General features: G+C 53.7%; 12 protein-coding genes. All 12 read right to left on the bottom strand.

Features of this window, described 5'->3' with window-relative positions:
• Positions 1 to 34: 34 nt before the first annotated feature.
• Positions 35 to 1,186 carry a cell division protein FtsZ gene (gene ftsZ, locus EDM57_RS18220; protein ID WP_122906115.1) on the bottom strand — a complete coding sequence of 384 codons (1,152 nt, stop codon included), beginning with the start codon at positions 1,184 to 1,186 and terminating at the stop codon, positions 35 to 37.
• A 158-nt stretch (positions 1,187 to 1,344) separates the two neighbouring features.
• On the bottom strand, positions 1,345 to 2,598 hold the full coding sequence (gene ftsA, locus EDM57_RS18215; protein ID WP_122906114.1) for a cell division protein FtsA: 1,254 nt from the start codon (positions 2,596 to 2,598) through the stop codon (positions 1,345 to 1,347).
• 141 nt (positions 2,599 to 2,739) lie between these two features.
• The gene (locus EDM57_RS18210; protein ID WP_005832967.1) at positions 2,740 to 3,087 is read right to left on the bottom strand and encodes a small basic family protein; all 348 of its coding nucleotides are present in this window, start codon (positions 3,085 to 3,087) and stop codon (positions 2,740 to 2,742) included.
• A gap of 2 nt (positions 3,088 to 3,089) precedes the next feature.
• Complete coding sequence (locus tag EDM57_RS18205; protein WP_122906113.1) at positions 3,090 to 3,836, bottom strand: DUF881 domain-containing protein; 747 nt, start codon at positions 3,834 to 3,836, stop codon at positions 3,090 to 3,092.
• A 24-nt stretch (positions 3,837 to 3,860) separates the two neighbouring features.
• Positions 3,861 to 4,571: a DUF881 domain-containing protein gene (locus EDM57_RS18200; RefSeq protein ID WP_122906112.1), complete on the bottom strand. Its 711-nt coding sequence runs from the start codon at positions 4,569 to 4,571 to the stop codon at positions 3,861 to 3,863.
• Positions 4,572 to 4,594: 23 nt separating this feature from the next.
• Positions 4,595 to 5,389, bottom strand: coding sequence for a cell division protein FtsQ/DivIB (locus tag EDM57_RS18195; RefSeq protein WP_122906111.1), 795 nt, complete (start codon positions 5,387 to 5,389; stop codon positions 4,595 to 4,597).
• Positions 5,390 to 5,535: 146 nt separating this feature from the next.
• Positions 5,536 to 6,792, bottom strand: coding sequence for a UDP-N-acetylglucosamine 1-carboxyvinyltransferase (gene murA / locus EDM57_RS18190; protein WP_122906110.1), 1,257 nt, complete (start codon positions 6,790 to 6,792; stop codon positions 5,536 to 5,538).
• 15 nt (positions 6,793 to 6,807) lie between these two features.
• Complete coding sequence (gene murB, locus EDM57_RS18185) at positions 6,808 to 7,713, bottom strand: UDP-N-acetylmuramate dehydrogenase (protein WP_122906109.1); 906 nt, start codon at positions 7,711 to 7,713, stop codon at positions 6,808 to 6,810.
• A 105-nt stretch (positions 7,714 to 7,818) separates the two neighbouring features.
• The gene (gene murG, locus EDM57_RS18180) at positions 7,819 to 8,922 is read right to left on the bottom strand and encodes an undecaprenyldiphospho-muramoylpentapeptide beta-N-acetylglucosaminyltransferase (protein ID WP_122906108.1); all 1,104 of its coding nucleotides are present in this window, start codon (positions 8,920 to 8,922) and stop codon (positions 7,819 to 7,821) included.
• A gap of 54 nt (positions 8,923 to 8,976) precedes the next feature.
• Positions 8,977 to 10,074: a stage V sporulation protein E gene (gene spoVE, locus EDM57_RS18175; RefSeq protein ID WP_122906107.1), complete on the bottom strand. Its 1,098-nt coding sequence runs from the start codon at positions 10,072 to 10,074 to the stop codon at positions 8,977 to 8,979.
• Between the two features lie 66 nt (positions 10,075 to 10,140).
• A complete protein-coding gene (gene murD, locus EDM57_RS18170; protein ID WP_122906106.1) occupies positions 10,141 to 11,505 on the bottom strand; it encodes a UDP-N-acetylmuramoyl-L-alanine--D-glutamate ligase in 1,365 nt (454 codons plus the stop codon).
• Positions 11,502 to 12,473 carry a phospho-N-acetylmuramoyl-pentapeptide-transferase gene (gene mraY, locus EDM57_RS18165; protein ID WP_122906105.1) on the bottom strand — a complete coding sequence of 324 codons (972 nt, stop codon included), beginning with the start codon at positions 12,471 to 12,473 and terminating at the stop codon, positions 11,502 to 11,504. Before mraY ends, murD begins: the two co-directional genes overlap by 4 nt.
• Positions 12,474 to 12,497 lie beyond the last annotated feature (24 nt).

Genomic DNA, 12,497 nt, shown 5'->3' with positions numbered 1-12,497 from the left:
GCGAAAAAGGGAACAAGGCTTTTGGTTGACCACACTATTTTTTGTTGCGGCGACGGTTGCGCAGGAAGGCCGGAATATCCAGGTTGTCGAGATTGCTCATGGAGAAGAAAGACTTGTCATCCTCTTCTTCCTTCGCACGGCTCGTATTCACGCTGGAAATCGGCGTCGGACGGCTGCCGGAGGCGCTGATCGGCTGCTGCTGGCGACGAGGTGCTTCTGCCGCCGCCCGCTGCGATTGCTCAAATCCGGTCGCAATAACCGTAACCACCAGTTCGTTTTTCAAATCTTCGTTGATGACGGCACCGAAAATCATGTTGACATCCGGGTCTGCCGCAGAAGAAACGATGTCTGCCGCTTCGTTTACTTCGTACAGACTCAGGTTTGTGCCGCCTGTGATGTTCATCAGGACGCCGCGTGCGCCGTCGATGGATGTCTCCAGGAGCGGGCTGGAAATAGCGCGGCGCGCTGCTTCGGCCGCACGGTTTTCCCCGCTGCCCACGCCAATCCCCATCAGGGCGGAACCGCGTTCGGTCATGATCGTCTTCACGTCGGCAAAGTCGAGGTTGATAAGTCCCGGTACTGCAATCAGGTCGGAAATCCCTTGCACACCTTGGCGCAGGATGTTGTCCGCTTCCCGGAACGCTTCCAGCATCGGCGTGTTTTTATCGACGATTTCCAGCAAACGATCGTTTGGAATGACGATCAGTGTGTCTACTTTTTCCTTGAGCGCAGCAATACCGGCTTCACCGTGCTGGGAACGCTTGCGGCCTTCGAAGGAAAATGGACGGGTAACAACGCCGACCGTGAGCGCCCCCAGTTCTTTGGCGATTTCTGCAACGACAGGAGCGGCACCCGTACCGGTTCCACCGCCCATCCCGGCTGTTACGAATACCATGTCCGCACCGCGCAGAGCATTTTCAATCATATCGCGGCTTTCTTCCGCTGCTTTTTTTCCGATTTCAGGATTCGCGCCTGCTCCGAGGCCGCGTGTCAATTTTTCGCCAATTTGCAGCTTGATTTCTGCACTGGACAATTGGAGCGCCTGGGCATCGGTGTTCAGCGTGATGAACTCTACCCCTTTTACACCGCCTGCGATCATGCGGTTGACAGCATTGCTGCCGCCACCGCCGCATCCAATTACTTTAATTCGTGCAAACGATTCCATGTCCATATCAAATTCCAGCATGTTGCTAGTCCTCCCCAATTCAACATAAAAACTTTTGGCCCAAGAAGCCGATTGACAACCGAATGGGACATTCCGTTATTCTCTAACACGTTTTTTACCATGTTTTTTGAGAAACGAAACGTTCCAATTTTCGCCATTGTTCCAACGACAGCTAGCGGCTAAATAAACTCGCTAAACCAGTTTTTCACTTTTTCCATCAAACCGCCGCCTTCTTTCGGCTGCTTCACAACGGTTTGCTTCTGAGTGCCCTTGAATGAGGGGGTGACGCTTACGCTGCGGCGCTCCATCAACTGCAAGGCATATTGAATCAAACCTACCCCTGTGGTGTAGGCAGGATCCCGCACTCCGATGTAATCAGGAATTGCGATGCGAACAGGTGCGTCCAATTCTTCTTTTGCCAATTCCAGCATGCCAGGCATCGCTACCGTACCGCCTGTGAGAACGTAGCCACCTGCAATCTCGTCGCGGAAGCCCAGCTTGTAGACGGCTTCCTCGACCAATTGGAATATTTCTGCAGCGCGCGGCTCAATGATATTGGCCAAATCCACTTGCGTAAACTGCTTTTCCACTTCACTGCCAATCCGGCTCACCTTGAACTTCACATCTTCAGAAGCTTCGTCGATCAATGCACACCCGTTTTTTATCTTAACGCGGTCAGCCACATCTGTATGCGTGCGTAATCCCAATGCGATGTCACTCGTAATGTGGTCGCCACCGATGCCGATCACGGTGGTCGCTGCCAGCTTTCCTTGCTCGAATACACCGATCGTGGTAGAACCCGCACCGATGTCGACTAGAACGACACCCATGTTTTTGTCATCTTTGGAAAGGGCGATCGTACTAGCTGCAAGTGGTTGCAGGAAAATGCCAGCCACCCGCAGATTCGTCCGTTGCGCGCAGCGGACAATGTTATGTACAACCGTCTTCAATCCGGTCACGATGGTACCTTCCATTTCCAGTCGGACGCCAATCATGCCCCTCGGGTCTTTTATACTACCTTGCCCATCTACGATGTACTCCTTCGGAACTACCTCAATGATTTCACGGTCCGGTGGAATCGCTACGACTTTCGCTGCCTGAATGACGCGTTGGATATCTTCTTCTCGTATCTCACGGTCTTCGCTAGATACAGCGACAACCCCTTGGGTTTCATGCAACTCGATATGGTTTCCAGTGATCCCCACATACACTTCTTCGATTGAAACACCAACCATACGCTCGGCATGGTCGACTGCTTCCCGGATGGCATGCACGGTTTGGTCGATGTCAACAATCACGCCCTTCTTGATGCCTTCAGAATGTGATTGTCCGACGCCGATGATGTTGATGGAACCGTTGTTGATTTCGCCGATCATGACGCGTACTTTTGATGTTCCAATGTCTAGGCTGACGATGAGTTCATTACTTACCAAACCTGTGACACCTCCCCTGCTACGTCTTTTGTCTTGCTAAAATGAGAACACCTGCATAATTTATTCCACACAGGACAACCATTCCCTTTTTTTCATCTAGAATTTTTGTAAAAATATGACCTTCTTCCCATTTTATCGGGCTTACTCCTGCTGATTGATCCAACGGGATAGAACAATTCTCCTAATGACAGCGAGGTTGTTGAACAGTCGCACCCCGAATGCCACAATCGCTGCCAGGTACAGATCAATCCCCAGAAACCCGCCGATAAAGGCAAGCCCGGCTGCGAACAGCGTATTGAAAAAGAATCCGGACATGAAGATCCGAACGTTGAAGGTGCGCTCCAAAAACGAGCGAATCCCCCCAAAGATCGTATCCAAACCAGCCAAAAGGGCGATGGAGAGATAGCTGCTATACTCCTGGGGCACACGCCAATCCAGAAGGAAGCCGACAGCGAGACCGACAATCAGTCCGATAAGCGGGAGCCACATGGTTACGAATCTCCTTTTTCTTTTACAGGTTTCATAAATTGAATGACGCGTGGTTCTTTGTTTGCAGCAATCAACAGCTTGTCCCGTTTTTCTGCCAGCACCTTTTTATTCGCGAGCCGGAAGTTCTCTTCGACTCCTTCCAGCTTCAAGGCGGACAGCAGCACTTCAGGCTCCCCCAATGCTTTTATCTCATAGGGGGGCTTGATTGTCCTCGTATCGATCTGAATGACATCCCCCACATTGCGAATCGCAGAAGTGGCAACCAGCCTCTGCTCATTGATGGAGATCGCCTGCGCTCCGTTCGCAAACAGGATATTGACCAGCCATCGCAAATCTTCATCGTCAATCGTGTACTCCCGTACGACCGGCACCTGCATGTGTTCGTCCAGAATCGGCTCCTGGGGTACAGGGGCATCGACGACTTGCAGCACAATGCCCTCTCCCTCCACTTCCACCATTCCGGCCAATCGACGGTTTCGTTCCAGCTCTTCCTTCATGACAGATATGCTTTCGTCTTCACTTAATGAGGTTTCGTACTGGTAATACAGCTGATTATACTTGGAAATATCCGCGAGCAGGTTTTTGTGTTTCTCCAGTTCTTTTTGAAGCGTGGTCCGAAGTTCCGCGATGCTGCGAGACTCCTTGTGTACGGGATGTAAACTGCTGCGCAATTGTACAGCCAACATCACACCTATGATAGCACTAATAATGGCAAGAATAAACGTGATTTTACGGCTTTTTTGTAACATGGGGCAAACGCATCCTTTTCCCTTTTAGGAGTGTTTCGTTTTGGCGTCGCCGACGAACGCCGGCAATTGCAGCTTGTCCTTTTTCGCCAGATCAATTTGCACAAAATCTCGCAGGGAGTGCAGCACCCCTCCCGGCAAATTCAGAGCGCTCTCCATCGTCTCCGGATCGCCGATCGCCGAAATCACAAAAGGAGCGGCCGACTTGATCCCGTTGACGATGATCGTCGGTCCGACACAGCGGATGGAAGAGTTGCTCACCAGCCGCTGGCCGTTGATGCTGATTGCCTCCGCCCCGGCAGCCCGCAGCTCGTTGACGACCAGGCGGACATCCTGCTCATGCACGATGTAGTTGGCGATGTCCGCGCTGTTGGCGGCTTGCTGGCTGTCTTGCATCGTGATGACGATGCCCGGCCCTTCCACGGCTACTACGCCGGAAAGCATGCGCGCGGCTTCCAGTTGGCTGAGCGTTTCTGCTGCTTCCGATTTTCGCTGCGCCATCGCTTCCTCGACTTTGCCCACTTGGCGCTGCAGATCGATCAGTTGGTTTTCCAGATGCCTGTTTTGCTCTTTTTCGGACAAAATCCGATCGTTCAATTGCGTTTCCTGCTGGAACAACTGGTCGTTCAGCCGCTCTTTGCGCATGAGCTTGGTTGTCTCGAACGAGGTCGCTACCAGAAAGCCTGTACAGAAGGTAACAACGGTTAAATATAAATGAAACTTGCGGCGACGACTCATTTGTCTGCTTCCCCTTTTTTTCTTTACTGCGGCTTATCTGTTTGCTGTTGGTTGTCGGCAGGCTTGTCGGCATCATTTGCCGCACCGTACGGAACAAACCACGGCTGTTCAAACATGGAGAGCACCCCTTTGGTACCGGCAGGCAGTTCAGCCACGATAGCCGGGTACCAGTTCAACATTTTGTCGAGCTTGTAGACCACGCTGCGCACCTCGTTGCCGTCTCGCATGTACAAAGTTACCCGTTGCTTATCGTACACCGTCGGCGTCAGAGTTATGTCCGAAATCTCGGCGAGCACGTTCGGCGTCAGTTTGGACAACGCTTTGGCGAGGTTCGGGAGCAGTTCAGGCGCTGACCAGGAGCTGATGAGAGGCCTGTCCACCACGCGATCGGCAAAATTTACCTGCTTCAATATTTTCCCGTTTTCGAGCAGCGGATAGCGGTTGCCGTCCTGGGCGTTCCAGAAAGCGACCCGCTTCAACTCCGTCACGTGCAGCCGGATGACACCCGGAAAGGAGCGGCTGACCGTCACGCTTTTGATCCCCTCAAGCGGCTGCAGATTGTTCTGCACACTGCTCTCCCAGACGTTGAGAAATTGCATGTCACGCACAAGGCCCGACTGCTGGACAATTTGCTCTGCGGTGTAAATGTCATTGCCGATAACCTGAATTTCCTGTACTTTGCTGTACGGTGATCGAATAAAAACGATAATAAGTACGGTAAGAAAAAACAGTACCAAAAGAAAAACCAGCTTGCGGTTTCCTTTTCTTCTGGGACGTTGCTCTTTTACTTGCGGAATGCGTTCTTCATATACCGCCATGGCCGAATCCTTCCTCATGCATTCTAGGCTCGTCGCCCGCAAGATAATTCAATCGAAAAAAGAAAATTAATGGATTTATACCAAATAATTGCAACTTTATGAAACAGGGAAAGCGGCATAGCACTATGCCGCTTGTCTTCCCTCGATCATATCGACACCCTCGTGATATCGGCTCCCAGCCTGCGCAATTGCTCTTCCAGCCGATCGTACCCACGATCGATATGATGGATCTGGTTCACCGTGGTAATGCCTTCTGCAGCAAGCCCTGCCAAGACCAAAGCAGCTCCTGCTCGCAGATCCGTCGCTTCTACACTCGTGGCAGTCAGCTTTCCGACGCCGCGAATGATGGCAGAGCCGAGATCTACGTATATGGATGCGCCCATTCGCGCCAATTCATTCACATGTTTGAATCTTCCTTCGAAGATCGTTTCCTTGATAACGCTGGTCCCCCTCGCCTGTGACAGAAACACCATCAACTGCGCCTGCAGGTCTGTCGGAAACCCTGGGTATGGCGAGGTGATGATCCGGTCGTAGGCACGCGGACGGGAATTACTTTTGATTTCCATTATATCATGGCGGGTTTTGATTTCAACACCGCAGCTACGGACAACCTCAATCAATGCGGTGAGTTGCTCAGGCAGCGTGTTGGTCAGCTCGATGTGGCCCTGGGCAATTCCGACCGCCAGCACGAACGTACCCGTGACAATTCTGTCGGGGATGATCCGGTAGCTGACGGAACGAAGCCGCTGCACGCCGGTGATCTCGATCGTATCGGTGCCTGCGCCCCTGATCCGCGCGCCCATGGCGTTCAGAAAGTTTTGCAGGTCGATGATCTCCGGCTCCCTGGCCGCGTTGCAGATGCGCGTCGTCCCTTTTGCCAAAACCGCCGCCATCATGATATTTTCCGTCGCACCCACGCTGGGGAAAGAAAGAAAGACATTGGTCCCGCGCAATTGCTTCGCCCGAAATGTAATGTAGCCTTCCGATTCTTCGATTTTGGCCCCGAGCGCTGTAAGCCCCGACAAGTGCAGGTCGATTCTGCGTTCACCGATGTCACATCCGCCCGGACGCGAGATCGTGACTTCGCCCAATCGAGCCAGAAGCGGCCCGGCCAGAAAAATCGAAGAGCGCATCTGGCTCATTAAATCATCTGGTACATGCGGGACGGAGACAGACGTTGTATCCAGATCGACGCAACCGTCCACATGCTTCGCCTTGGCCCCCAGTGCCGTCAGTATTTCCAGCATGACCTTGATATCTTTCAGATGGGGGACATCGTAGATATAGAATTGCCCTTCCGCAAGCACAGAAGCTGCAAGGATGGGAAGAGCAGCGTTCTTGGCTCCTTGGATCCGAAGCGAACCGGACAGAGGTCTTCCGCCTTCGATCGCAAAAGTCTCCAAACTTTCACCTCCGTGTTACCCCTCGCCCACCACCAGAACTTCCGGATGCAGATCAATTCCGTATGTCGCAAGAATTGTGCTCCGTACATGCTCGATTAAGGTGAGGACGTCGGTAGCCGTGGCTCCTCCGCAATTCACGATGAAATTGGAGTGTTTTTCCGAAACCTGAGCTCCACCGACTCGATAGCCTTTCAGCCCTGCTGCCTCGATCAAACGTCCAGCGTGGTCGTTCGGCGGGTTGCGGAACACACTGCCGGCGCAAGGCATCTGCAACGGCTGTGTATGGCGACGACGCTCCTTGTTGGCAGAAAGCGTAGCGGCAATTTGTTTGCGATCGCCATGACGCAGCTGGAAACGGGCCTCCAGCACGATTCCTTTTTCTCTCTGCAAGAGAGAAGTCCGGTAACTAAAGCTCAGTTCCTCGTTACTCAACACCTTACATTCGCCGTTTGCAAAAAGGATTTCGGCTTCAATAAGAATACGTGAAAGATCAGATCCGTGGGCCCCTGCATTCATATAGACAGCCCCGCCTACCGTACCAGGAATCCCTCCTGCGAACTCCAGCCCGGTCAATCCCTTCTTGCCTGCCTCCACCGCCAGGCGGATCATGGAATATCCGGCACCCACACACACCTCTTCACCCCTGAACTCGCAGTGGCTCAAGCCCTCAGCCACTTTGAGCACGGCTCCGCGAATCCCTCCGTCCCTCACCAGAAGGTTGGAGCCGCGCCCGATTACACTCCAAGGAATTTCATGACGATGGATGATTTGCAAGGCTGTAAGCAAGGATTCTTTGTCCTTGGGCTGGATCAACAAATCAGCAGGACCCCCGATCCGCCATGTTGTATGATTGGCGAGAGGTTCATTGGTCCACACTTTTTTGATCCCTGCTTGCTTCAGCTCATCTGCGATTTTTTTCATTTGTGAACCTCCTGATACGTTTGCTAGGTCGGACCTTTGCGTCTTCTCACGTGTTTGCTCCATACTATGCCATCGCCCAGAGCGGCGTGACACTCGCCCATTCGATCATTTTTTTCCGGAAACCTCTTGCAAGGTGCGAACAATTTCGGTGGCAGCCTGCGGCATGCCGAGCGACAGGGCGTTCTCTTTCATCTGTGCCCACAGCTCACGGCTTTGCAAAAGACCTTCTACCTCGGACAGCAGACGCTCTCCGGTCAGTTCCTTTTCTACAATCACCCGCGCTGCCCCTGCGCGTTCCAGTCCGCGCGCATTTTTCTCCTGATGGTTGTTGGTCACATACGGAGAAGGGATCAAAATCGACGGCACCCCGAGCGCCGTCACTTCGGCAAGCGTGGATGCACCGGCACGTCCAACCAGAATATGTGTCGCCGCCAAAACGTCCGGCATATTATGGACGAAGGGAAGTACGGAAAGGTTCGCGGGCAGCTTTCCTTTCGCCGCGAGTTGTTGGGAGATGTTTTCAAAATGAACGTCACCGGTTACATATACAAAATGAGTATCGGCATGTTTGCCCAGTTGTGTGACGATGGACAGCACCGCTTCATTGATCGCTCTTGCACCGCGACTGCCGCCAAAGATCAGGACGATCTTTTTGCCAGCGTCTACCCCGAGAAAGCTTCTTCCTGCCTCTGCATCGCCATGCATCACTTCCGTCGCGCGCGGGTTGCCGGTAAAGACCGTTTTTCCCTTGGGAAAATGTGCGAGCGACTCTTCAAACGACACGGCCACCCGCGTAGCCTGCCGCGACAAAAACTTGTTGGTCAAGCCCGGAACGACGTTTTGCTCGTGAATCAACGTCGGAATGCCCAAACGGGCCGCGGCGTACACGACCGGGCCGCACACGTAGCCGCCTGTGCCGACGACGACATCCGGCCGGAAGTCGCGCAACATTTTTTTCGCATCGGAAACCGCCCGAATGAATTTCCACAAAGTCTTGATGTTGTCGAGTGACAGCTTTCGTTTCAAGCCGCTGATTTCCACAGACTGGAACGGAATGTCTGTGCGCGGCACGAGCTGTGCCTCCAGCCCCTTTTTACTGCCGATATACAAAAAGGCAGCCTGCGGTGTCTGGCGAGAAACTTCCCTCGCCACCGCAAGCGCCGGATAAATATGTCCACCTGTGCCACCGCCTGTAAGGACGACGCGCATACAATCACACCCTTATTTTTATGCAGAGAAAAAACTGGCTTCCTGCCTGAAAATTCAAGATCGGGAAAAGCGGGAAATATTCAAGAGGACGCCGACACCTGTGAGCATCAGTGTCAGGGACGAACCTCCATAGCTTAAAAACGGCAGCGTAATCCCGGTAACCGGGAACATACCTGTAACGACGCCGATGTTGATGACGACCTGTATCGCGATCATGCCGATGATTCCGAGCGCGAGAAGACTTCCGAACAGATCCGGTGCGGTTATCGCGGTGCGCATCCCTCTCCACAAAAGCAGCAGGAACAACAGCAGGATCAGCGTGCCGCCGATAAATCCAAGTTCCTCCGCTACGATGGAAAAAATGAAGTCGTTGTACGGCTCTGGCAAGTATAAATGCTTTTGCCTGCTTTGTCCCAATCCAAGGCCGAGCAGGCCGCCAGGGCCAATCGCATACAGCGACTGAATGATCTGGTACCCGGTATTGAGCGGATCCGACCACGGATCGAGAAACGACGTAATCCGTTTGATGCGGTAAGGCGCCGACAGCACCAGCCCGACAAAACCGGCGATGCCAAGCATCCCCAGTCCGACGAAGTGGCTGATTCGCGCTCCCGAGGCAAAAATCATGACAATGGCCGTGCCCACGAGTACAGTGCCTGTTCCCAGGTCAGGCTGGAGCATGATGAGCCCGAAGCAGACCAACGGAATCGCCAGTGCGGGCATCAGCCCTTTGCGGAACAGGACAATCTGCTTCTGGTTGTCCGATAGCCAGCGCGCCAAAAACGCGACGACGCCGAGCTTGGCAAATTCGCCGGGCTGAATCCCGAAAGCCCCGAAGCCAAGCCAGCTTTTGGAGCCGTTCACTTCGATCCCGATGACGAGTACCAGTATCAACAGGCAAATGCTCACGTAATAGCCCGGCTTGGCCCATTGCTTCCACACCCAGTAGTCGATGTTCATCGTGATGTACATCGAGGTAATGCCGAGCAAAGCAAAAATGAGCTGCCGCTTGGCAAAAAAGTACGGGTCGGAAAAAGGCGGCTTCTGGGCGACAATCGCACTGGCGCTGTACACCATCACGATGCCAATTCCCAATAAAAAAAGTGTTGCAAAAATAATTACGAAGTCGGGGGCAGAGCGTACCTTGCTCATCGTGCCAGGTCATCCTTTCTCATGCCGTCCCGTATCAAGCTGTATTCATGCGGGTCAAAAGGGACGTTATGCTAGGCTTGTTTTAAGTCTATGCACGCCGTCCTTAAACATGCTCCCCCTGACCTCAAAGGAAGGGAACATATCCCAGCTCGCACACGCCGGGCTGAGCAATACCACGTCTCCTGCCTGCGCCAGGCGGGAAGCGGCAAGAACGGCTTCTTCCACAGTATCGACATGGATTCGCTCGTTAATCCCTGCTTCCTCCGCACGCGCAAGCAAAATCGGCGCGGTCTGCCCGAGCGCGATGACCGCTTTGACCCGCCCTTTCATGACAGGCAAAAGCTCGCGAAAATCGACGCCCCGGTCAAGGCCGCCGCAAATCCAGACCACAGGCTCCTGGCACGCCTGCAGGGCGCGGGAAGCCGCTTCCGGATTGGTCGCCTTGGAGTCGTTGAAATATTTCACCCCGGCAATGGTATCAACGTATTCCATGCGATGCTCCACGCCGGGAAAAGTAGACAGCACTTGTACCATCGAACCGACATCAGCCCCGGAAAGCTTCGCGACGAGAATCGCTGCCAGAGCGTTGTCCAGATGGGGAACCGTCATATCCGCCACAGAGATGATCGTCTCCGGCTGGCCCTGTCCATCTGTGAACTTGATGATGCCATCCTGAACAAAAGCCCCTCTCGGAACCTGCTGCGTCTTGCTGAAATAGTACACCTGGGCAGGCAGATCGCCGCACTTGGCGAGAACCTCCGGCTGGTCAAACGGCAGGATCGCCATATCGTCTGCGGTTTGATTGGCGAACATTTTCAGCTTCGCGTCCAGATACGCCTCCATCGTATGGTGGTAGTCGAGATGAGCAGGATACAGATTGAGCAAAACACCGATGTGCGGTCGAAACTCCCTCGTCCCCATGAGCTGGAAGCTGCTCAATTCGGCTACGAGCAACTGGTCCGGGCCCGCCTCTTCCGCCAGGCCGCACAAAACCGTGCCGATATTGCCGCCGACAAGCACATCCAGACCCGCTTCCTTGAGAATTTGCCCGACGAGCGTTGTCGTGGTTGTCTTTCCGTTGGAGCCGGTTATGCCGATGATCGGTGCCTTGGCAATCTGGGAGGCTAGCTCCACCTCGGTCACGACGGGAATCCCCAGTTGGAGCGCTTGCTGCACAGGCGGCGCTTCATACGGAATCCCCGGATTTTTGACGACGAGCGACACACCCGGATGAAGCAACTCTTCCGGATGGTGGCCGCAAATGACGGTGATCCCGAGCGCCTCCAGCTCCTTGATGCCTGTTGCTTCTTCGCGCGGCTTCTTATCGTTGACCACGACATGAGCGCCAAAGCGGTGCAGCAGTTTTGCCACTGCTACACCGCTTTTGGCCATTCCTAAAACGACTACATGCTGATTTTGATAACGCATCATCTGATTGTCACCACCTCAAGGTATACACCCAATCCGGCAAAAACCATGCCGACCAGCCAGAAGGTGACGACAACCCGCCACTCGGACCAGCCCGTCAACTCAAAATGATGATGGAGCGGACTCATGCGGAAAATCCGTTTTCCGCGCGTTTTGAAGGAGATGACCTGCAAAATGACCGACAGTGTCTCCACGACGAACACACCGCCGATAATCGCCAGCAGAAGCTCTGTCTTCGTCATGATGGCAATTCCGGCGAGCGCCCCGCCCAGGCCGAGCGAGCCGGTGTCCCCCATGAACACGCGCGCCGGATGGGCGTTAAAGACGAGGAAGCCAAGAACAGCCCCGACAACGGCTGCACTGAAAATCGCCGTGTCGTAGTCCTGCCCGAACCAGGCGATAATCGCATACGCGCCAAAGGCGATGGCTCCGGTTCCTGCCAAAAGTCCGTCCAGGCCGTCCGTAATGTTCACCGCGTTGGTCGTGCCGACGAGCAAAAACAGCAGGAACGGGAAGTAGAAATAACCGAGTTCCAGCTTCCACGGCGTTCCTGGCAAATGCAGCGACGTATCGTGCCCCATCATCAGCAGCAAAATATACGCGCCGATTGCCAGCACAATCTGACCGGCAAACTTCTCTTTTGCGGTCAAACCAAGGTTGCGTTTTTTTCTGATTTTGATAAAGTCATCCAAAAACCCGATCAGACCGTAGCCGAGTGTCACCAATAACAGGAAGTAAATCTCCATGTTGGCATTGGCAAACTTCAACACGGTAAAGATAAGTGCCAAAAGAATGATGGTTCCCCCCATGGTAGGAGTCCCAGCCTTCTTGTAGTGCGATTGTGGTCCTTCCTCGCGAATGGCCTGCCCGAATTTCAGGCGGCGAAGGAAGGGAATAAACAGTGGGCCAATCAATACAGCAATGAGAAACGCGGCGACGATCGTGACGATTAGGACGTTGTCAGCGAACATGCCCGAGCCTCCTTTCTTTCGATG

Source organism: Brevibacillus gelatini, assembly GCF_003710935.1.
GTDB lineage: Bacteria > Bacillota > Bacilli > Brevibacillales > Brevibacillaceae > Brevibacillus > Brevibacillus gelatini.
The sequence above is the reverse complement of the archived record's forward strand: the minus strand, read 5'-3'. Positions and strand labels throughout refer to the sequence as shown.